Source organism: Methanocorpusculum sp. GPch4 (genome assembly GCF_012062385.1).
Taxonomy (GTDB): domain Archaea; phylum Halobacteriota; class Methanomicrobia; order Methanomicrobiales; family Methanocorpusculaceae; genus Methanocorpusculum; species Methanocorpusculum parvum.
The window spans coordinates 38,102-58,459 of the sequence record NZ_SIJA01000080.1 but is presented as its reverse complement, the minus strand read 5'-3'; the positions used below and the strand labels follow the sequence as shown (position 1 = coordinate 58,459).

22 protein-coding genes are annotated in these 20,358 nt (G+C 45.7%); 11 read left to right on the top strand and 11 right to left on the bottom strand.

The genetic code is table 11. From position 1 onward, the window contains the following. The first annotated feature begins 3 nt into the window (after positions 1–3). The 3 genes from EYA77_RS08670 to EYA77_RS08660 are packed head-to-tail and all read left to right on the top strand — an operon-like array spanning position 4 to position 2,664. Positions 4–1,029, top strand: a complete 1,026-nt coding sequence (locus tag EYA77_RS08670) for a type II glyceraldehyde-3-phosphate dehydrogenase (protein ID WP_167816473.1) — start codon at positions 4–6, stop codon at positions 1,027–1,029. 7 nt (positions 1,030–1,036) lie between these two features. Further along, positions 1,037–2,197 carry a histidine phosphatase family protein gene (locus tag EYA77_RS08665; RefSeq protein ID WP_167816472.1) on the top strand — a complete coding sequence of 387 codons (1,161 nt, stop codon included), beginning with the start codon at positions 1,037–1,039 and terminating at the stop codon, positions 2,195–2,197. Then, entirely contained in the window at positions 2,194–2,664 is a 471-nt protein-coding gene (locus tag EYA77_RS08660; protein ID WP_167816471.1) for a VOC family protein, read from the top strand. Before EYA77_RS08665 ends, EYA77_RS08660 begins: the two co-directional genes overlap by 4 nt. A 52-nt stretch (positions 2,665–2,716) precedes the next feature. Here EYA77_RS08660 and EYA77_RS08655 read toward each other — a convergent pair whose 3' ends face one another. The 10 genes from EYA77_RS08655 to EYA77_RS08605 all read right to left on the bottom strand — a co-directional run bounded on the left by EYA77_RS08655 (position 2,717) and on the right by EYA77_RS08605 (position 11,481). Beyond that, positions 2,717–3,397: a hypothetical protein gene (locus tag EYA77_RS08655; RefSeq protein ID WP_167816470.1), complete on the bottom strand. Its 681-nt coding sequence runs from the start codon at positions 3,395–3,397 to the stop codon at positions 2,717–2,719. A 399-nt stretch (positions 3,398–3,796) separates the two neighbouring features. After that, the gene (locus EYA77_RS08645) at positions 3,797–4,261 is read right to left on the bottom strand and encodes a hypothetical protein (protein WP_167816468.1); all 465 of its coding nucleotides are present in this window, start codon (positions 4,259–4,261) and stop codon (positions 3,797–3,799) included. Beyond that, the gene (locus EYA77_RS08640) at positions 4,251–4,898 is read right to left on the bottom strand and encodes a hypothetical protein (RefSeq protein WP_167816467.1); all 648 of its coding nucleotides are present in this window, start codon (positions 4,896–4,898) and stop codon (positions 4,251–4,253) included. The genes EYA77_RS08645 and EYA77_RS08640 overlap by 11 nt, the downstream gene beginning before the upstream one ends. Continuing rightward, the gene (locus tag EYA77_RS08635; RefSeq protein WP_167816466.1) at positions 4,895–5,599 is read right to left on the bottom strand and encodes a hypothetical protein; all 705 of its coding nucleotides are present in this window, start codon (positions 5,597–5,599) and stop codon (positions 4,895–4,897) included. The genes EYA77_RS08640 and EYA77_RS08635 overlap by 4 nt, the downstream gene beginning before the upstream one ends. 224 nt (positions 5,600–5,823) lie before the next feature. After that, complete coding sequence (locus EYA77_RS08630) at positions 5,824–6,528, bottom strand: hypothetical protein (RefSeq protein ID WP_167816465.1); 705 nt, start codon at positions 6,526–6,528, stop codon at positions 5,824–5,826. A 167-nt stretch (positions 6,529–6,695) separates the two neighbouring features. Next, complete coding sequence (locus EYA77_RS08625; RefSeq protein WP_167816464.1) at positions 6,696–7,103, bottom strand: hypothetical protein; 408 nt, start codon at positions 7,101–7,103, stop codon at positions 6,696–6,698. 205 nt (positions 7,104–7,308) lie between these two features. Continuing rightward, a complete protein-coding gene (locus EYA77_RS08620) occupies positions 7,309–7,707 on the bottom strand; it encodes a hypothetical protein (RefSeq protein WP_167816463.1) in 399 nt (132 codons plus the stop codon). Positions 7,708–7,730: 23 nt separating this feature from the next. Next, positions 7,731–9,128 (bottom strand): zinc-dependent metalloprotease family protein, encoded by a 1,398-nt coding sequence (locus EYA77_RS08615; protein ID WP_209315043.1) that lies wholly within the window; start codon positions 9,126–9,128, stop codon positions 7,731–7,733. A gap of 271 nt (positions 9,129–9,399) precedes the next feature. Further along, complete coding sequence (locus tag EYA77_RS08610) at positions 9,400–10,116, bottom strand: hypothetical protein (RefSeq protein ID WP_167816461.1); 717 nt, start codon at positions 10,114–10,116, stop codon at positions 9,400–9,402. 15 nt (positions 10,117–10,131) lie between these two features. After that, positions 10,132–11,481: a reprolysin-like metallopeptidase gene (locus EYA77_RS08605; RefSeq protein ID WP_167816460.1), complete on the bottom strand. Its 1,350-nt coding sequence runs from the start codon at positions 11,479–11,481 to the stop codon at positions 10,132–10,134. Positions 11,482–11,720: 239 nt separating this feature from the next. Here EYA77_RS08605 and EYA77_RS08600 point away from each other — a divergent pair, with 239 nt between their 5' ends. The 5 genes from EYA77_RS08600 to EYA77_RS08580 all read left to right on the top strand — a co-directional run bounded on the left by EYA77_RS08600 (position 11,721) and on the right by EYA77_RS08580 (position 15,934). Next, on the top strand, positions 11,721–12,098 hold the full coding sequence (locus EYA77_RS08600) for a hypothetical protein (protein WP_167816459.1): 378 nt from the start codon (positions 11,721–11,723) through the stop codon (positions 12,096–12,098). 178 nt (positions 12,099–12,276) lie between these two features. Then, positions 12,277–13,017 carry a hypothetical protein gene (locus EYA77_RS08595; RefSeq protein ID WP_167816458.1) on the top strand — a complete coding sequence of 247 codons (741 nt, stop codon included), beginning with the start codon at positions 12,277–12,279 and terminating at the stop codon, positions 13,015–13,017. 320 nt (positions 13,018–13,337) lie between these two features. Further along, complete coding sequence (locus EYA77_RS08590; protein ID WP_167816457.1) at positions 13,338–14,291, top strand: tyrosine--tRNA ligase; 954 nt, start codon at positions 13,338–13,340, stop codon at positions 14,289–14,291. A gap of 138 nt (positions 14,292–14,429) precedes the next feature. After that, on the top strand, positions 14,430–15,125 hold the full coding sequence (locus EYA77_RS08585) for a flavodoxin family protein (RefSeq protein ID WP_167816456.1): 696 nt from the start codon (positions 14,430–14,432) through the stop codon (positions 15,123–15,125). A gap of 5 nt (positions 15,126–15,130) precedes the next feature. Then, positions 15,131–15,934 carry an MBL fold metallo-hydrolase gene (locus EYA77_RS08580; protein ID WP_167816455.1) on the top strand — a complete coding sequence of 268 codons (804 nt, stop codon included), beginning with the start codon at positions 15,131–15,133 and terminating at the stop codon, positions 15,932–15,934. Between the two features lie 616 nt (positions 15,935–16,550). Here EYA77_RS08580 and EYA77_RS08575 read toward each other — a convergent pair. Further along, positions 16,551–17,633, bottom strand: coding sequence for a pentapeptide repeat-containing protein (locus EYA77_RS08575; protein WP_167816454.1), 1,083 nt, complete (start codon positions 17,631–17,633; stop codon positions 16,551–16,553). Positions 17,634–17,921: 288 nt separating this feature from the next. Between EYA77_RS08575 and EYA77_RS08570 the strand changes: the two genes are divergently transcribed. The 3 genes from EYA77_RS08570 (at position 17,922) to EYA77_RS08560 (ending at position 20,290) form a co-directional block, all read left to right on the top strand. Further along, positions 17,922–18,386: a hypothetical protein gene (locus EYA77_RS08570; protein WP_167816453.1), complete on the top strand. Its 465-nt coding sequence runs from the start codon at positions 17,922–17,924 to the stop codon at positions 18,384–18,386. Between the two features lie 491 nt (positions 18,387–18,877). Beyond that, a complete protein-coding gene (locus EYA77_RS08565) occupies positions 18,878–19,744 on the top strand; it encodes a serine protein kinase RIO (protein WP_081406672.1) in 867 nt (288 codons plus the stop codon). Between the two features lie 3 nt (positions 19,745–19,747). Next, on the top strand, positions 19,748–20,290 hold the full coding sequence (locus tag EYA77_RS08560; RefSeq protein ID WP_042698942.1) for a KH domain-containing protein: 543 nt from the start codon (positions 19,748–19,750) through the stop codon (positions 20,288–20,290). The last annotated feature ends 68 nt before the right edge of the window (positions 20,291–20,358 follow it).

The following is a 20,358-nucleotide window of genomic DNA, read 5'->3' as shown; positions in this document are numbered from 1 at the left end:
GTAATGATTAAGGTTGCAGTCAATGGGTACGGAACGATCGGAAAACGTGTCGCCGACGCGGTTTCCTGTCAGCCGGATATGGAAATAATCGGCGTTTCCAAAACAAAACCGGGCGCAGAAGCATACGTTGCCAAAGAAAGAGGCTACCCTCTTTACATCGCAGACATCGGCAAAAAAGATGCATTCATCAAAGCGGGCCTCGAAGTCGCCGGCTCGGTCGAAGAAATGATCCAAAAAGCTGACATCGTCGTCGATGCAACGCCCGGAGGAGTCGGCGAAGGAAACAAAGCCCTCTACGAAAAGTACCAGAAAAAAGCCATCTGGGAAGGGGGAGAGGAGCATGAACTCGCCGGCTTTTCCTTCAACTCGTCCTGCAACTACGATCAGGCGATCGGCAGACAGTATGCACGGGTCGTTTCCTGCAACACCACCGGTCTATGCCGGATCATCAAACTCATCGACTCCGTCTTCGGCGTGAAAAAAGTCCGGGCGACGATGGTTCGCCGCGGCGGGGATCCCGGAGACATCAAACGCGGACCGATCGATGCGATCGTTTTGAATCCGGTCACCATCCCGTCCCATCACGGTCCCGATGTGCAGAGCGTTCTGCCGCATATCAGCATCGTCACCTCCGCGATGATCGTCCCGACGACCCTCATGCATATGCACTTCATCAATATGGAGCTGAAAAATCCGGCGACCAAAGAGCAGGTCATCGAACTGATCAAAGCCCACTCCCGTCTCGGTCTTATCGAGAAGAGCACGGGTATCACGAGCACGGCAGAACTCAAAGAGTTCACCTCCGATCTGCTCCGGCCAAGGGGAGATCTTTGGGAGAACGGCATCTTTGCCGACTCACTCTCGGTCCTCGACGGGACCGACCTCTATTTGTTCCAGGCGATCCACCAGGAAGCCGACGTCGTTGTGGAGACCGTGGACTGTATCCGGGCAATGGCGGGCGATGTAAAAACCGCCATGGAATCGATTTCGATCACGAATAAAGCAGTTGGCCTTACAGCCATTCGCTAATTTTTTTATGGATCTTCCAATACCCAGTTCCGACGGGACGTATCACGAATTCGGCGGGGCTCCGATCTATGATAAACGGTTCAAAACGGTCGGGCCGTTCAGATTCCCGGGTCTTGCCGCCGTCCTCGATGATTCCGGAGCATATCACATCGACTTTGCAGGAAATCCCGTCTATGAGGAGAGGTATCTCTGGACCGGGGATTACGCCGACGACTGTGCTGTCGTCAAAACAGCAGACGGCGAGTATTATCACATCAACGAAGAGGGAAAACGGATCGGACACAACAACTATCTCTATGCAGAGGAGTTCGTCGAAGGAACCGCGGTCATCTACCGGAAAAATTACGGAGCGACCCACATCACGACCGGCGGCGAGATGCTTTATGGGGACTGGTACTTTGATGCCCGGAGTTTTCGAAACGGCGAGGCCCTCGTCCGGGACGAAGACGGCTGGCTCGTTATCGACAGGACAGGACAGGAGATCAGGCGTGCCGATCCCCCGGGTGATCCGTATCCTGTTTCCGGAATTGTCAGATTCATCGGAGAAGAGAGTCCGATCCCCACTATTCTAAAGATGACCGAGTGGGATGCCGCCGTCGTTCTCGTCAGGCACGCCGAGAGAGAACCGTTCATCAAAGGAGAGCCGGGTTCGCAGAAAAAACTCACGACCCGGGGAGAGCGGGCGGCGCTGACCTTTGGCGAGAGACTCGGAAGCCGGCCGGTCAAAGCGTATGCAAGCCCGATGTTTCGGTGCATGCATACCGCGGAACTGATCCTTGCCGGAAGAGGAACCGAAGAAAAACCCGAGGCAAACGATCAGCTTGGCGACCCCGGGGCATACATCTTCGATGACGAGCTGACCCGCGGTTTTTATGTGAAAAATCCGACCAAGACGGTGACCCTTCAGTATATCAGAACCGGCACGCTGCCGGGTCATTATCCGATAGCCGAGGGAACCGAAAGGCTGTCTGCATTTTTGAAAAATACGGCATTCCAGGATGGGATCTCGGTCTGCGTGACCCATGATGTGTTTCTTTGCGCATTTGTATCTACACTGACCGGGTATGATTTCACGGATGACTGGCCGGGATTTCTGGACGGCTGTATTTTATTTAGAAAAAAAGAAACATGGTACCTCTGGTGGAGAGGTAAGGAGACAAAAGTATGAAGTTTATCTGCCCGTTAATTGTAGTTGATGATATCGAAGCATCAAAGAAGTTCTATATCGAGGTCCTTGATCAGAAGATAACCATGGATCTTGGAGCAAATGTGACGTTTGCCGAGTCGTTTGCGATTCAGTCGAAGAGTACCTGGACAGGGTTTATCGATAAACCTGCCTCAGAGATCCGGTATCAGGGAAATGACGCCGAGCTCTATTTTGAGGCGCCGGATTTCGATGCATCCGTCGAACGCCTCAAAACGTGCGGTGTGAAGTATGTCCATCCGGTGAAGGAGTATGCATGGGGTCAGAGAGTTGTGAGATTCTATGATCCGGACATGCATATCATCGAAGTAGGCGAGAGTATGATGCATGTCTGCCGGAGACTGAGGGCACAGGGTATGACCGTTGAGGAGATCGCGAAAAGAACGATGTTCCCGGAAGAGGTCGTGAAGTTCTTCCTGGAAGGGGAATAACTCCTGGATCATAGGACGCAGCGCAGATCCCCTGTCCTTTTGGATGAAGGATTTACGGCAGATCCTCTCTATTTTTTAATGATGCAAGTGTCAGAATTCCGGCTGTCACGCCGATCACTGCCCATATGCCAAAACCGATGAGTAATACCCAGATCGAATAATACCATATGTCTTTTATCAGGTTAAGTGATGTATCATACTGCTGGACGCTGCAATAGATGCCGAAGTACACATATGCCATACCTAATCCGGCAATGCCAAGACAGATGCCTGATATTTTTGCAGAAGCTGCCTTCTTCGAAGATTCACGTCTAAGCATAAATGCCGCCGGACAGTAGAGAGGCGTAAAAATCAGTGAGATGAAGAAGAGATCTAAGGAAAATAGTCGCAGAGCTTCTCCAAATGAACGGGGATTTCCGATGAACATCAAGCATACAGATATACCGAGAATGAGAATGACTGCTGTAATTATCAGTATGCAGGGAAGTTTTTGCAGAGTGTGCATCCGGAGACCTTGTATCGCCCCGGCAAACGGGAGGAGAAGGAGGGCTGCGGAAATTATCACAAGGAGAGAGGTTCCGGCAAGGAATACCTGAGCAAGGCTGCCCGAAATTGCAGGATCATAATATTGAGTGACTAAAATATACAGTAGCCATACAGATACCGGCAAAAAATAGATGAGGGCGACAATGATGACGCTTCGTTGGGTGTTTTTGGTTTGTTCAATCATCATCCCGGGCGGTATTCACGACATGATCTGTGCGACGAGAAGGACAACGCCGGATGCAACCACACTCAGGATAAATAAAATACAAACGGCAGATACAACGCCTAATACAACACCTAATGCTATTTTCATAACATCTTTGGAAAACTCTTTATCATTCATCATTATATGTCCTCGTAGATTTCATCAGATGCTGGTTTTTAGAACCATCATTACTATACCTTCTCCCTCATCTATTATGAATACATTGAGCATAGATTCCAATGCTGAGTGTATCCATTGAACAGACTCGTGAATATTATGGGCAATAGAAAACAGGTCAATTTCTATAGGTAATAAATAATGAGGGGGATGATAGAGTCAAAACATCTATTTTCCACTCGATCCATTGAAGAGCTAAAAAAGTTATGAATACGGGATGCCTGCCTGATAATACTCTCCTTCCCAGTAGAGAATTTTGTGAATGCAGTATTTTTCCCGGATCTCATCGATTCGTTGTCGAGTCAGAACCTGTACACTATTCAATACAGGGATATATGTTCCAGGGTCCGATTTTTTTATACTGGTATCCCTCGTAAGAAACAACTCCTTCAACTCAGGATATTTTTCGAAATCATCATCAGTAATATTCAATATCGCATATCCGGATTCGTTCCATACGTGGTTGATCGGTTTTTCAGGATATGATGAATAGGTTAATATCATTGACTTACTGTCAAAGATACCGGTGGATTCCGCCATAAGAGGGGAAAATAGTATGAACAGTAAGAGAATGAGGACTGCCAATAATATATACCCATATTTTTTCGCGTGATTGGGGTCTTTGTTCATTGCATTATCCTCCTTCCCTTCAAAACGTCTACGTGTCATCTTTTTTACATCCGAAAACAAGCTGCAGTCCGCCGGCGACACCCAGAATAACCCAGACCGCAAAGACCGTGTTTATAAGAACCGTTGAGATCCACCAGGGAACTGTTTGTATGGCTCCTTCGATCACGACATCATTCGCATCTCCCAAAACCGACAAAATGATGTAACAGACAAGAAGTACAAAACCCCAAACGGAAAATGTATACGAGATTCGTTTCATCATTTTTCCGCATGCAAAGTCTGCCGATACCTTCTGAATCAAAGATGTCATCATCGGCGAGGCGATCAGTATGAGGTAAATCAGTGTCAGCCAAACAGACATCCTAAGTAAAACAGTGAGCTGTGAACCCCCTCCGGCCATAACGGATATGAGCCCTAATCCGATCTCACCGATCAACAGTAATGCAGTAAATACTGCGAGAAATTCGAAGCGGGATTTGACTGCTCCATCACTATTTCTGTAACAGAGGATCGTTCCAATGAAAAGCACTACCGTCAATACGAAAAGACCTGCAGAGAGTATGGATTCGATACCTATATTTGAAAAATTCCAGGCAATAAACGCTCCAAAGATAAATATCGGTAAAAAATAGATCGGGAAGAGGAGTTTTATGTTTGGGCTCTGTGTCAGGTTCATTTTTCATCACATCCGTTACGCATGCATACATCATTTTCAGATTTTCGACACAGCCAAATCATACAGGCTCCGACCGCGAGACCGAAAACGACCCAGATAATGCAGAGAGTCAACATAAATACCGGGGATATATACCAGGGATAAGCAGGAGGCATTCCGGGGACAACAACATCATATGCATCTCCTGATATTCCATAAAACATAGCATAGATCAGATAGAAGAAGCTGAATACGGCAAACCCTTTCGAGACTCCCGACAGGATCTTCTGCGGTTTTTGTCCTTCGCAGAGTCTTGGGACAACAAGGGAGAAGAGGGGGGCAAGGATCAGGACGAAATAGAGGGCGGTGACCCACATCGATGTTCGCAGAAAATTCGTCAGCATTGCCGGAGAAGTGATGGTTCCGTCGATGATATTTGTGAGGCCCATTCCGATGTTGATGACGAGCAAAAGAGCAAGAGCAATGAAAAGGACCGTGACCCATGTCGTGTTTTCCCTGCCGAGTGTTTTCTTATACGTTATCACCCCAATCAGGGCTGCGATCGGCAGAAGAAACATCATACTCGCAAACAGTCCGTCGGTGACGGTGTTTGGCAAAGATATATTCAATGAGAAATCTGCCGATAAAATGCATAGCGGCACCAGATAGATGAGTGCCATGCAGATGACGCTTGCTTTTGTGTTTTTGGTTTGTTCAGTCATGATCAGGCAAGGTGTATGAAATCTAATTACGATCGTGCAGATGGTTCCTATGATCTACAATTACACCTTCTTCCTCATCTATTATCAATACATTGAGCCTGGAATCCAATGCTGAGTGTATCCATCGAGATCGTGAGACAAATAGTGATAAAATAAAGGGAGGAGTCTCACATCCGCAGATTGTAGTATTCAAATATCAGGTCTATTTGGATTCTGTATTGTGTTCATTTTTCATCACATCCGTTACGCATGCATACATCATTTTCAGATTTTCGACACAGCCAAATCATACAGGCTCCGACCGCGAGACCGAAAACGACCCAGATTATGCTAAGGCTCAACATAAACACCTGGGATATATACCAGGGATAAGCGGGAGGCATGCCGGGGACAACAACATCGTATGCATCTCCTGCTATTCCACGAAACATAGCATAGATCAGATAGAAGATGCTGAATACGGCAAATCCTTTCGAGACTCCCGACAGGATCTTCTGCGGTTTTCGTGCTTCGCAAAATTTCGGGACAACAAGAGAGAAGAGAGGCGCAAGGATCAGGACAAAATAGAGAACTGTGACCCACATCGGCGTTCGCAGGAAATGTGTCAGCATTGCCTGAGAAGTGAAGGCTCCGCCAATGATATTTGTGATGCCCATTCCGATGTTGATGACGAGCAAAAGAACAAGGGCAATTATAAGGACCGTGAACCATGTCGTGTTTTCTCTGCCGAGCGTTTTCCTATACGTTAGCACCCCAATCAGGGCTGCGATCGGCAGAAGAAACATCAGACTCGAAAACAGCCCGTCGGTCACGGTTCTTGGCAATAATAGATTCAATGAGAAATCTGCTGAAGAAATGCATAGCGGCAGTAGATAGATGAGTGCCATGCAGATGACACTTCGTTGGGTGTTTTTGGTTTGTTCAGTCATAATCAGGCAAGTTGTATGAAATCTAAGTATGATTGTGGAGATGGTTTCTATGATCTACAATTACACCTTTGCCCTCATCTATTATCAATACATTGAGCCTGGAATCCAATGCAGAATGTATCCTTTGAGATCGTGAGACAAAGAGTGATAAAATAGAGGATATCTCTCTATTCTATAGGCATGGTCATCACGTAATATCCCCCATCCCAATAAAAAATCTTGTTCTTTATATATTCTCTAATTTCCTTGATCTGCTGCCTGGTTTGTATCCCGACAGAATTAACCTGATATATTATTTTTTCAGGGTCCGAGGTATCGACATTTGTATCTCTGGTAAGGAAAGCCTCTTTTAATGCAGGATATTTGTTGAAATCATCCTCTGTCAGAACAACCAGTTCCATAGTACTATGTGTAATATTATTGAGGTCGTAATTAGGTATATAATACAAAGTCATGCCCCACGTATCTCCAAGACCTACACCAAAAAAGAAAATGAGATACCCGATGCTCAAGCCAACGATCAGAATGAGAATGCCGGCGATGATTTTTTTAGATTTGGCAGATTTTTCGTCCATTATGTATACCTGACATTGAGAGATTTTACTTTTACATGTGGCTTACGTTCAACGATACAAGCATTACTCTCTCCCTTATCTCTTATCAATACATTGAGCCTGGAATCCAATACAGCATGTATCCGTCGGGATCGTGAGAATTAGTCCGGACATACAGAGGTTTCAGTTCAGAGCGGCTTTCAAGCAAAAATGGGTGTATGCATCCCTACTCAATAGGTATCGCCGCAGTGTAATACTCCCCCTCCCAGTAGAAAATTTTGTGATATAAGAATTCACGAAGTTCATTGCATCTCTGTCTAGTTTTTACAGGAACTTTATGAGACCAGGTCTCTACTTCATCTGGATTTGACAGATTAATGCTTGTGTTTCTCGTGAGCAGCAGCTCTTTTAACTCAGGATACTTTTGGAAAACCTCTTCTGTTGGAACAAATATCTTCCACTCAGAGTGATCATCATCAGGTTCTGATGAGTAGAATAGGTATACATAGCTCCCTTCTCCAAGACCCAGCGCAAAAAATATAATGGCATAGCCGATGCTCAATCCAATGATCAGAATAAGAATGTCAAAAATAATTTTTTTAGATTTTGTAGATTTTTCGTCCATTATTTGTACCTTATCTGATTAAATCACACGAGTGCTGCAATGTTATGCTTTACCGCTCTGATGGCACCTGCGTTATCGTGTGTATTATCACCATGATAACTTGGAGATGAATATTCACAGGTATTCGTTGCGCCTAAATAACAACTCCACATGACACTACGTTTCTGAACATTATTTTCAACCCACATGTATGCTTTATTAGTGCCCTGTGAATCTTCATGATTTGCATCGAATATATGTCCTAACTCATGAATGACACAATATCTTCTTGCATTGAGCGATCCATCATATACGAAACCATAAAATGGAACATTATCAGCGACCATCTGACTCCAAGTATAGCGACACTCATCGTCAGGATACCGTCCATACCCAAAAGCCATACCTTGATCAGTCGCAAATTCCCCAGTAGTTATATCATTTCCACCCATATAAACAGCAATATCTGCATTTTTACTATCCAGATACGATGCTGGAAATTTTTCTCTAAATAATTCAAATGGATCTGAAGTTTTACGTGGATCATTTGACAATATGGCTTTTTTTGAATCATCATATTCAGCTACATTCAAAAATACGCCAATATCAGGTCTCTGATACTGATATGCAGCATGATTCATATAGGATTGTGCTGAAGAAACCCAATTCGTCTCTAGTTCATGGAATTCATAATCAGTTGCTACAAGGACATAAACCGTTGCCCAGCTGGATGGAGAATAACTTGACGGTAAATCAGATGTGATCGGAAATTTACCTGCATCCGGCAACGTAACTCCCAGCCGGTTTGTATTTTCTGAATATATTTTTTCAATTTCTGCTATCTGTTCTTCAGTTGGATTTGCAACACCCTTTGATGAATATATAATGTGCAAAGGATTGTCCGTTTTCAATCCATTTTCCCGTGTTTGAACAGGAACTACATACACCTGCTCATTTTCGAACTCAATGAATCCATGAACAAGAGATTTCCCCATACTTTCATCAAAGGTGAATAATGCAACTGAATTATCCAAACCTTTGATATATCCGTTATAGGAATCAATACCGTCATCAATATTCTCAAAATTAGATCTTTCAAGGATTAAATCGTACTCTTTGCCGTATAAATAAACTTTTATGGAATTTTCCCCCTCTTTGTTTAACTTCACGGTCTTGAAAGATACTGCATCATAGGTAAGAACAGTTGATGGAATGTTCAAGACGCCGTATTGTTTTTCTAATTCATCTGTATCTTTGCTATCTAATGTGATGCCTGTTTTTACATCAGTTGTTGCACCATCGATGGAAAAAATAGCTTTCGATAATTCTGGTTGAGATATTTCTTCAATCTGTTTATCGGAACTAGCAATTCTTAAAGAATCTTCTCCTGAGTATGAAAATGCTTCACTTGCACAAACACCAGGCACAATTACCGTCAGCATGCATAAGCAGACGAATACTGATAGCAGTTTTGATAGAATTTTTATCATTTTACTGTGTTCTCCTCTTCATAAAATTTTTACCGTTGTTGTAACTTCAACAACACTAAAACTACCCTTTCTCCCTCATCTATTATCAATACATTGAGCATAGACTCCAATGCAGAATGTATCCGTCGGAATCGTGAGACAAATAGTGAGAAAATAGAGGGGGGGATCACATCCGCAGATTGTAGTATTCAAATATCAGGTCTGTTTGGATTCTGCATTGTGTTCATTTTTCATCACATTTGGTACGCATGTACACCTCATTTTCAGATTTTCGACACAGCCAAATCATACAGGCTCCGACCGCGAGACCAAAGAGGGCCCAGATAATGGCGAGGCTCAACATAAATACCGGGGATATATACCAGGGATAAGCGGGAGGCATGCCGGGGACAACAACATCGTATGCATCTCCTGCTATCCCGCTAAACGTAGAATAGATCAGATAGAAAAAGCTGAATACGGCAAACCCTTTCGAGACGCCCGACAGGATCTTCTGCGGTTTTTGTCCTTTGCAAAGCTTTGGAACAACAAGGGAGAAGAGAGGGGCAAGGATCAGGACGAAATAGAAAGGTGTGACCCAAATCGGTGTTCGCAGGAAATTCGTCAGCATTGCCGGAGAAGTAAAGGCTCCGTCGATGATGTTTGTGATCCCCATGCCGATGTTGATGACGAGCAAAAGAACTAACGCAAGTATAAGGACAGTGAACCATTTTGTGGTTTCCCTGCCGACTGTTTTCTTATACGTAATCACTCCGATCAGAGCGGCGAGCGGCAAAAGAACCATCAGCCCTGCAAACATGCCGTCTGTGAGAGAATTTGACAGGGATGTTAACAGTGGTATGATCCAGGATAAATATGCCGATATAATGCATAGCGGCAAAAAATAGATGAGTGCCATGCAGATGACACTTGCTTTTGTGTTTTTGGTATGTTCAGTCATGATTACAGATGTAGTTTACGTGTGCAAACTAACACTGGTTTTATTATTTCTAATTATCTGTGCATTATTATGTGTCGAATCCCCATGATAAGATGGTGAGGAAAACTCGAATAAGTTAAATGGACTCCCATAATACTCACTAAGCATAACGGTATTTCTTACATTAAGTAATAATCCCCATGTGTATGTTTGTTCATGTACTGCTCCGAAACAATGTCCAATTTCATGAATGATACAGAATGTTCTTGCATAATCGTTTCCATTGTAAATATTAGAGGGGAAATCATTCGCATCAGAGACCATTTGGGACCATGCATATCTGGTATCATATCCCCATGACATCCCTTGAGCTTTATAATTCACCCCTTCAATATCATATCCCCCAAGATAAACACACAAATCAACATTCAAAGAGTCTAAAGTCGACAGCGGATAATAATATGCCAGAGTCTCTAAAGGATATGTAGTAATTGAAGAATTAGCACTTAACTGAGATTTTTGAGAGACATCATAATGCGGTACTAAAACAACTTTTACGTCATCTCTACCATAACTGGTGACTGAATTTGCTGTTGCAATGTAACTTTGAGCGATTGTTACCCAGCTACTAGAGTAAAAAGCGTCGTCGGTTACAACAAGTACATCAACATAAATCGTGTCATATGGTCCCTTTGAGTTTGATCCAGCTGATTTTACGATATTTTCAGATAATGGGGCCGTTTGAATCTGATCTTTGACTCCGCAGAATTCGATCGGTTCATCCGGCTGAAGCATATCATACTCTGAATATACGATATGCAATGGCATACCAGTTGTTCGGCTGTTTTCACTTGCCTGAATTGCAGAGATGGTGATGTATTCACCAGGATAGCTTATAAATCCACAAAGAATATTATCCATATCTGCGGTCAAAACAACATGCGAGTCATCAATGCCTGAAATCACGCCCTCATAGGAATCAATACCATCATCAATGTTTTCAAAATTCATTCTTTTAAGGAGAAGAAGATAGTCTTTTCCGTATAATGTGATTGGAAGTGTGATTTCAGCCTGACGGTTGGGAATGGGGTTGTTGAAACAAATCACATCATAGATTTCTGAATCTTTTGCTATCTCGCCTGATGCTTTTTTGGCATCAGATGAGGCTATAACACTTTCTGGAATCTTCAAAGATTCGTAATTTATAGATGATTCTGATTCTTCTGTAATCATTTTCATGTCATAAATCGTTGTTTTACCAGGGAGGGTAAAAATTGGTACGCTATCACCGTCTGCAGTTTCTGCACTTATTGGAAAAATAAAAATTACTGCAATTATGAGCAGAAGAAGTGATATAATTTCAATACGTCGTTTAGTAAAATTCATTTTAATCTCGTTTGAGGGAGTCCTCATCGCAGATACGTAAGCAACACCAGAGGAAAACCCTCGTTTTGATAATCTTGTAGATTGTAACTCAATCCACACCTATCCCTTCTTTTTCATCTATTATCAATACATTGAGCATAGATTCCAATTCATGTATTCAAGAGGTAAAGGGAAAGAGGCAGAATTGGATACTAGGCTCAATGTATTTATAACAAAGAAACAACAGAACATACCAACGTATGAAGATACAGATTCTGTTGATCGGCATGCTCCTTTTGACCACATGCTGTGTAATGCCTGCGGGTGCAGCTGATTTTTCTGAGAATGCCGCAAAGTATACGATAACTCCCTGGTACAAATTTACCGATAGCAGCAAAGCTCCGCCGCTCTACGATACAATTACCCAAGGGGAATGGAAGAGTCACTCATATCTCCTTCCTGCCGGTAAAACAAGAATTGAGATTGCTCTCTCATGGGGAAATACGCAAAATACTCTCTACATGCTGATAAAAAAACCGGATGAATCTTCATATGGACCGTATTACGATTCATTTGATGGAGTAGCAAATGGAGTGATTCCCCTTGCCATAAGCGGAAACCTTGCAGCAGGCCTATGAACAATATCTATTAATGGGGCATCGGTGAGCGGTACTCAGCCATACACATTACAATTCTATGCTGTTTAGACACAAAATTCACTTTTTCCTATGGGTTGTGATCTTCTGCGTACTTGCAGGTGTATGTGGACCAGCGAGTGCCTTTGACTTCTATTATACTTATCCCGGCGAAGATGACTTGGTAATAACCCCGATCGACTATGAGATAGTTCCTGTCGATGACGGAATTGAGGGAGTGACTATTACCGGATGGCTGAACCTTGTTTACTGGAAAGAGGTGCTTCCCATCTATATCGGCTCATACTTTGACTACTTTGAACCAACGCCTCTTGGAGACATGACCAGAACAATGATGATTCCGCTTCTTACTACGATCTTTGGTATCTGCGGTACCTTCATCGTCTTCTGCCGCCGGAAATCTCCCGAAAAAAATCCGGAGTCGACCCCGGCAAAGATCCTCGCCTACATTCGGCAGCACAAATTCTGCTCGCAAAAACAGATCGTCAACGGGGTGGAGAGTTCCCGGGGATCCGTTGCCTATCAGCTTCACCGGCTCCAGATCGAGCAGAAAATATTTGCAGCCGAAGTGAACGGAAGAACGTACTATTCTGCACACCCGATCGATCAGGAATCGTTAGAACCGGTCATATACAGCATTCTGGAAAATGAAACCACCAAATCGATTTTCAAAACATTATATCTTCATCCAAATCTGACACGCCACGAAATCGCCGGGATCATCGGCAAATCTCCGGACACCGTGTATTTTCATCTGAAGAATTTCGACGGCCGATTACTTACCGAGGTGAAAGAAGGAGGGATCTCGTACTACTCGCTCAGCCCGGATGCCAATAATGCCTATTTCAGAATGGAGCGTGGAGAAGTGGGCGGCGGCGAACGCATCGCCATGGAAACATGAGCATTCCAGGCATCGGATATTATTTGCCTGATCATTCGAATATTTGGATAACTAACAATATTTTTGTAGTTAACACCGCATTTATGATAATATAGAGGCAATAATCCAGTATGAAATACGCACCCTCAGTGCTGGATAAAATCGTGGCAGGACTCGTCGTCCTGATCATCACGATCGCCGTATCCGGTTCAAAGTTCGGAAGATGAAAATCCTCCAAATAAACACCTCTCCTTTTTTTACCTGTCTACATGTTAGACCGTGTCCCGGTCCACACTCTCTCACACATCCTTTATAGTATTTCACGGACAACATATCCCGATATGGACGCATACGAACTCGTCACCCGTAATACGGCTGAGATCGTCACCGAAGACGAACTCAGAGCTTTGTTGAACAAACCAACAAAACGGGTCTATACCGGTTATGAACCAAGCGGCGAGATTCACCTCGGTCACCTGGTGACCATCAATAAACTGATGGATATGAAAGCAGCAGGATTTGACGTCGTGGTCTTGATTGCAAACCTGCACGCCTATCTGAACAGAAAAGGAACCTTCGAACAGATCAAAGAGCTTTCCGACTACAACAAAGCCTGTATCGAGGCAGTCGGTCTCAAAGGCGCGGAGTTCGTTCTCGGAACGGACGTCCAGCTCACCCCGAAGTACCAGACCGAAGTGCTGACCCTCTGTCAGCAGATCACTCTGAACCGTGCCACCCGCAGTATGGACGAGGTCGGCCGTGCGATGGATAATCCGATGGTCTCCCAGATGGTCTACCCGGTCATGCAGGTCGTCGATATCCCGACCCTCAATGTCGATGCAGCGGTCGGAGGGATCGACCAGAGAAAGATCCACATGCTCGCCCGCGAACACCTCCCGACGCTTGGATACAAACCGCCGGTATGTATCCACACGCCGATCGTCAACGGTCTCGACGGCGAAAAGATGTCCTCCTCGAAAGGAAACGTCGTCTCGGTCGCCGACTCGCCCGAGGAAATCAAAAAGAAGATGAAGAAGGCATTCTGCCCGCCGGAGACGGAAGGAAACCCGATCCTGCAGATCTTCCGGTACAACGTCTTCCCGAGAATGGACACCATCGCGATCCGCCGTCCGGAAAAATTCGGCGGGGACCTCGAGTTCCACAGCTATGCAGAGCTTGAAACCGCATACGCTGGAGGAAAGATCCACCCGATGGATCTCAAAGCCGCATGCGGCGATGCCCTCACGGATCTTCTCGCGGATGCTTATGCATACGTGCAGAGCTATAAAAACTAATTTTCCTTTTTTAACTGCCCTGATAAAAAAATACAGCGGTCATATGTCCATAGTTCCCAACCGGCCTCTGAAAAAACAGGAGAGGATCTCCCCCAGGAAAAAATAGAACATCGCGAAAACCCAATACTCCATCATCTCATGAAAATCACCGTCATCTACGGAACGAGCCGTACGGAAAAATCCAGTACGTACAACATCGCCCAGCAGTTCCTAACTGAACTCGCAGACGGCGATACGGTCACCGAATTCCATTTGCCGAAGGATATGCCGGCATTCTGCACCGGATGCTTCAACTGTTTTTCCGACACCACAACCTGTCCTCACTACAAATTCATCCAGCCGATAGAGGAGGCAATGCAGAATGCGGATCTGATCATTATCACTGCTCCCGTGTATGTGTTCCATGTGCCCGGCCAGGTCAAGGCACTCTTAGACCACTTCGGTTGTCGGTGGATGGGACACAAGCCAAACCCGCAGATGTTTCGCAAACAGGCACTTGTTATTATAACGGCCGCAAAAACCGGGATGCGGAGTGCAGGAAAGGATGTTCAGGATTCCTTTGACTGGTGGGGAGTCGGGCGGACCTACAGTTTCAAAAATGCGGTCCTGGCGGGAGACTGGACAGAGGTCACCGAAAAGAGCAGAGCGGCGTTTGCACAAGAAGTCAAGAAAACAGCCCGAAAAATTCGAAGACAGCAGGGAGCCGGGCCGCGGCTCAAAGTCAGGATGCTCTTCTATCTGATGAGATTCGTGCAGAAAAAATACCGGTTTATTGAATCTGATGCAGCGTACTGGGAAGAACACGGCTGGTTTGCCGGAAAAAAACCATGGTAACAAACATGAAACTGACTGTACTCGTTGACAACAACACCTATATCGATAAATATTTTTACGGAGAACCCGGACTGTGCTTCTATATCGAGGACGGGAAGGAGAAGATCCTGCTGGATACCGGCTACTCGGATCTTTTTATCCGGAACGCGAAAAAGCTCGGGATCGATCTGTCGGCTCTGACAAAGGTCGTGATCTCTCACGGGCACGACGACCACACCGGCGGACTGCCTCATCTGCTGGAACGCTTCGATACGTCGTCGTTTCAAGTGATCACACATCCTGATACGTTTGCCGAGAAACGCCGGGGCGATCTGCTGACAGGTTCGCCCGTCTCCGAAGAGACCATGCGGGAAAAGACCCGCCTGATTCTCTCGAAGGATCCGGTCAAAATCAGCGATCATATCACGTTCCTTGGCGAGATCCCGATCACGCAGGAGTTCGAGCAGAGACCGAAGATGGACACCAGAAAAACGCCGGAGGGATATGTCCCGGATTATATTCTGGAGGACTCGGCGCTGATTTATGAAACGGCGTCGGGCGTTTACGTTATTACCGGCTGTTCGCATGCAGGGATCTGTAATATGTGTGCGTATGCAAAAGAGCTGACGAATAAACCGGTCCTCGGGATCATCGGCGGCTGGCATATGAAGAAGATGGATGAGCGGGCAGAGAAGACGATTTCGTATATGAAAAACGAGGGGATCTCCGAGATGTATCCCTGTCACTGTACTTCGTTTGCGGTGAAAGCAGCGGTCCATTTCGTGATTCCGGTGCATGAAGTCGGGGTCGGGCTGACGGTTGAGTGGTGAGGGGAAGATCGGGATGGGGGTGGTTGGGTGCGGGGACTCATGAGATATTTAACCGCGTTCGAAAAGATTCGCAAATCACTGAGAGGAAGATTACGGTTAGCTTATGACACATGAGAAAAACCAACCGCGAATCGGCGCGAATCCGCCCTACGGGCGAGAGATATCGGATTTGCAATTCCTCACTCTCGCTCGTCGTCTCTGAGGACACGACGGCTCGTCCCTCATCGGGAACGTTCGGGCAAATCCTGTCGGCGCCCCAGCGCCTCCCACTGGTGATTCCCCCCTCTACTTCTCATTTTCAGATTGTCATAAAAAGAACATTTTTCACATTTAGGACAGCTCAATGAATAATTCCCTCACAGGAGCCGCCGGGGCGGCGACAGGATTTGCCCGAACGCTCCCGATGAGGGATGAGCAAGACAGCGAAGCTGGATTGCGAAAGTGAGGATAAGCAAATCCGATTCAAGGAGCAAGCCAAAGGCTTGCGGGATTCGCGCCGATTCGCGGTTGGTTTTTTCATGCGTCCAAAAATACCCGCCTCTTTTTTTCAGATGGGGGCCACGGTGAAAATATCCCCGTTTATCCGTTATGACTTCCCCGTGAAAAAAAGAAGAGTCTATGGACTCAGATTCTGGAACATGATCGCCATTCTGGTGACCAAAGCTGCGAGAATGGTGTAGCCGAAAATCACCTGAATAAAGATAATGAATACGGGAAAGAGCGAGAGGTCAGTAAGCTTGATGCTCAATATGCCGAAGGGGACCAGGGTCGTTTGCATGAAAACTAAAAGGATATCATTTCCAGATGAGAGAATCGTTCCATGTAAAAGATTAGCATCACGGAGTGCAAGATAGATCATCGTGAAGATAAAATTCGAAAACAAAAAGGTAAACAAAATCGAACGAGTGCTGCTGCCGTAATCGGAAATTTTCCAGAATACTCTCGCCGGGATTTCCCACAGTTTATTCTTTGCATACCATTTTTCCCAGCGAAGCTGTCGGATGTTTCTCTCAAGCTTGGTTCTAAGTTCAGGTTCGATGCGAGCCGAGGAAAGAGAGGTCCCGGTGAAATCAGTTTTATCATCTATAGTGTTGTTGGTAAACAGAGTCTCCCCATTTACGACGGCTAAGGTGAATTGTGCTCCCTCGAGATGGGCATATTCGATACGGGCATCCTCAAGATGGGCACCGTTGAAAGATGCTCCTTCAAGATGTACATCATGGAGATCGGCGTTCTCAAGATGGGCATTTTTGAAATAGGCATTCTCAAGATTGGCATATCCGAAACTGGCGTTCTCAAGATGGGCACCGTTGAAATTTACTCCTTTAAGATGAGCACCGTTGAAATTTGCTCCTTCAAGATGAGCTCTGTCGATATTGGCGTCCTCAAGATTAGCACTCATGAAATATGCTCCCTCAAGATGGGCATCGATAAAATAGGCTTGTTCTTTAATGGCATCGGTAAAATCTATCTCTTGAAAATCAGGTCGTACAAACTCTGAACCATCATAAAACAATTTACCAATATTTCCCAGATCATATTTTTCATCCGGAAAAAGCCTCTTCCATTCAGATTTCAGATATGCCTCATATGCCTGATTCCATTCATCGAACTGCTCATTTTTCGCACACTCGATCAGATATTCTAAACTTAGCTTATTATACAGATCCTCATTCCACCCTTCCGGTCTCTCCACCATAATATGATAGAATAGTCATCACCTCATATAATTATACCTCAAAACCTGCCCAAGCTGAGAAATCATAATCGGCAGGGCGTGGATACATGAGAAATCCCACCGCGAATAAGCCCAAATGGGCAAAGCCCATTTGAGGCGGCACGCAAGCCTTTGGCTTGCACGCAATCGCGAATAAACGCGAATCGCATTTTCCTTACGCTGTCTTCTTGACCTCGTCGTTTCACTCCTCGGTCGCGTTCCTACGCTCCGCCTGATCGGCTCCGCGTGGCCGGAACGCCAGCGTGGAAAATGCTGGAAAACCCGCGTCGCGGGTTTTCTCAGGGTAAACATTTCATATTTATTGAAAAATCAAGGATATCGAACACTCCTTTAAGAAAACCCGCGACGCGGGTTTTTCAGCATTTTTCGTTCCGCCGTCACGACCACGCGGAGCCGATCAGGCGGAGCGTAGTGACGCGACCGAAGGTCAAGAGGGCGGAACAGGAAAAATGCGATTCGCGTTTATTCGCGATTGCATGCAATCCAAAGGCTTGCGTGCCGCCTCAATCGGGCTTTGCCCGCTTGGGCTTATTCGCGGTGGGATACCTCATGTGTCCGCACACGACAAAAACCCAAAATACATTTGGACACATTTTTCTCAAAACCCTGGGAAAATTTTTAAAACCTACCTCTAACCCTCATTACTACAAAAAAACAGAGTTTTGGAAAAAATGTGTCCAACATAATAAAACCCCAATATCAGGCTATTTTTGACAAAAAGCCCGGATTACAAAGATTTTCGTGGACACGTCCGGTTTTCAGAACGTGTCCAAAACATCCCGCAAAAAACGAGATGGAAACGAGTTGGACAGGTATGCAAAATACAACGTGTCCAAACTCGACACTCATGTTTCATGGTGAGTAAACCTTACCAACTCCTTCCAAACAGAGTTCCATCTTGGGGGCACATTTTTCCGAAAACCCTGGGAAAATTTTCTAAACCCTAAATATTAGCCTATTTCCTACAAAATACAGAGTTTCGGGAAAAATGTGCCCCCGCACCAAAAACTCAGCAAATCAGCTTTTTTCCCAGATATCCCCCTTAAATCAACAGAATTTGGGGGCACGTAGATTTTTGAAACCTGCCCCCCGCAAAATAAACAAAAAACGGGGGCACATTCAACCTGCCCCCTCCCCAAAAACTAATACCCTATAAATGAAACATATAGCACAACAGCACAGCTGAACCAAACATCAACCCCATCATGTCCCCCGAAAAAACCCGCAAACCCAAACCTTGCTCACCGCCAAGATCCGCATCCTCACCCGATCACCACCAGGAACAGGACGACAGGATCGAATACCTCGACCGGAAACTCTCCGCACTCGGCATCAGACTCAAAGACGCCGACTCAAGAAAAGTCACCGGCGAAGTCTTTGACGAAGTCACTCTTTTAGCACTCTACAAACTCGTCAAGAAAAACGTCATCGCCTCCATGGGCGGATCCATCTCCACCGGCAAAGAAGCCAACGTATTCCTTGCAGGAAAAACCGACGAAGACGGAAACGAGATCTCTGCCGCCGTCAAGATCTACCGTCTCCGGACCGGGAACTTCACCACAATGAGCGATTACATCCTTGGTGATCCCAGATTCGCCGGCATCCGCCGGACCCACAAAGACATCATCTTTGCCTGGACCAAAAAAGAGTACAGCAACCTTTCGAGGACAAAAGAAGCCGGCATCCCCTGCCCGACCCCGTACGCATTCGACAGAAACATCCTCATCATGGAGTTCCTCGGAGAGGGAAACATCCCCTACCCCCAGATGCGTCTTCGCCTCCCGGGAACTCCTGCAGAAGGCTACGAAGAAACCATCGGCCTAATCCGCGATCTGTATCAGAAAGCACGCCTTGTTCACGGCGACTTATCCGAGTACAACATCCTCACAGGGCCTAACGGACTCATCCTGATCGACATGGCCCAGGCGGTAACTCCCGAACACCCCAGAGCCTACAATTTCCTTTTCAGGGACATCAAAAACATCAACAGATTTTTTGGCACCAAATGCAAAACAACCGACGAACACGAACTTTTCAGGGACATCGTCGGTGAAGAATTTTTCGAGATATAAATCATGACACAGGAAGTAAAGATCCCCAACGACAGAATCGGCGCCATCATCGGAAAAGGCGGCGACACCAGAAAATTTTTGGAAAAAATCCTCCACGTAACACTGGAGATCGACAGCCAGTCCGGTCTTATTGAGATCATCAACGAAGAGGACTCCCTTGCTGAGATCCGCTCGATGGAAGTCATCAAAGCGATCGGCCGCGGCTTCTCGCCCGAGCGGGCAAAGAAACTCCTCGAAGACGACGACATGATCTTAACCTTAATCGACCTTTCGGATATCGCCGACACCCCCCAGAAACTCGCACGCATCAGAGGAAGGATCATCGGCCGCGACGGAAAAGCACGCGAACAGATAGAAAACATGAGCGGCGCTCTCATCTCCGTTTACGGAAAGACCGTCGGCATCATCGGCATGCCGGACCAGATGAACGATGCCCACACTGCAGTCACGATGCTCATCAACGGTTCGGATCACAATACCGTCTTTAACTTCCTGGATCGCAAAAAGAAGGAAGCAAAGCTGGACGTTCTGAACTACTACTACTGACGGCCCGCATAAAATAAAAATCAATAAATATGATGAGTGATTCTGCAGAGTTCCACTGGAAACAAAGG

Coding starts and splice junctions, on each gene's coding strand:
- EYA77_RS08670 (WP_167816473.1), top strand. CDS start 4: ATGATTAAGGTTGCAGTCAATGGGTACGGAACGATCGGAAAACGTGTC.
- EYA77_RS08665 (WP_167816472.1), top strand. CDS start 1,037: ATGGATCTTCCAATACCCAGTTCCGACGGGACGTATCACGAATTCGGC.
- EYA77_RS08660 (WP_167816471.1), top strand. CDS start 2,194: ATGAAGTTTATCTGCCCGTTAATTGTAGTTGATGATATCGAAGCATCA.
- EYA77_RS08655 (WP_167816470.1), bottom strand. CDS start 3,397: ATGATGATTGAACAAACCAAAAACACCCAACGAAGCGTCATCATTGTC.
- EYA77_RS08645 (WP_167816468.1), bottom strand. CDS start 4,261: ATGACACGTAGACGTTTTGAAGGGAAGGAGGATAATGCAATGAACAAA.
- EYA77_RS08640 (WP_167816467.1), bottom strand. CDS start 4,898: ATGAACCTGACACAGAGCCCAAACATAAAACTCCTCTTCCCGATCTAT.
- EYA77_RS08635 (WP_167816466.1), bottom strand. CDS start 5,599: ATGACTGAACAAACCAAAAACACAAAAGCAAGCGTCATCTGCATGGCA.
- EYA77_RS08630 (WP_167816465.1), bottom strand. CDS start 6,528: ATGACTGAACAAACCAAAAACACCCAACGAAGTGTCATCTGCATGGCA.
- EYA77_RS08625 (WP_167816464.1), bottom strand. CDS start 7,103: ATGGACGAAAAATCTGCCAAATCTAAAAAAATCATCGCCGGCATTCTC.
- EYA77_RS08620 (WP_167816463.1), bottom strand. CDS start 7,707: ATGGACGAAAAATCTACAAAATCTAAAAAAATTATTTTTGACATTCTT.
- EYA77_RS08615 (WP_209315043.1), bottom strand. CDS start 9,128: ATGCTGACGGTAATTGTGCCTGGTGTTTGTGCAAGTGAAGCATTTTCA.
- EYA77_RS08610 (WP_167816461.1), bottom strand. CDS start 10,116: ATGACTGAACATACCAAAAACACAAAAGCAAGTGTCATCTGCATGGCA.
- EYA77_RS08605 (WP_167816460.1), bottom strand. CDS start 11,481: ATGAATTTTACTAAACGACGTATTGAAATTATATCACTTCTTCTGCTC.
- EYA77_RS08600 (WP_167816459.1), top strand. CDS start 11,721: ATGAAGATACAGATTCTGTTGATCGGCATGCTCCTTTTGACCACATGC.
- EYA77_RS08590 (WP_167816457.1), top strand. CDS start 13,338: ATGGACGCATACGAACTCGTCACCCGTAATACGGCTGAGATCGTCACC.
- EYA77_RS08585 (WP_167816456.1), top strand. CDS start 14,430: ATGAAAATCACCGTCATCTACGGAACGAGCCGTACGGAAAAATCCAGT.
- EYA77_RS08580 (WP_167816455.1), top strand. CDS start 15,131: ATGAAACTGACTGTACTCGTTGACAACAACACCTATATCGATAAATAT.
- EYA77_RS08575 (WP_167816454.1), bottom strand. CDS start 17,633: ATGGTGGAGAGACCGGAAGGGTGGAATGAGGATCTGTATAATAAGCTA.
- EYA77_RS08570 (WP_167816453.1), top strand. CDS start 17,922: ATGCTGGAAAACCCGCGTCGCGGGTTTTCTCAGGGTAAACATTTCATA.
- EYA77_RS08565 (WP_081406672.1), top strand. CDS start 18,878: ATGTCCCCCGAAAAAACCCGCAAACCCAAACCTTGCTCACCGCCAAGA.
- EYA77_RS08560 (WP_042698942.1), top strand. CDS start 19,748: ATGACACAGGAAGTAAAGATCCCCAACGACAGAATCGGCGCCATCATC.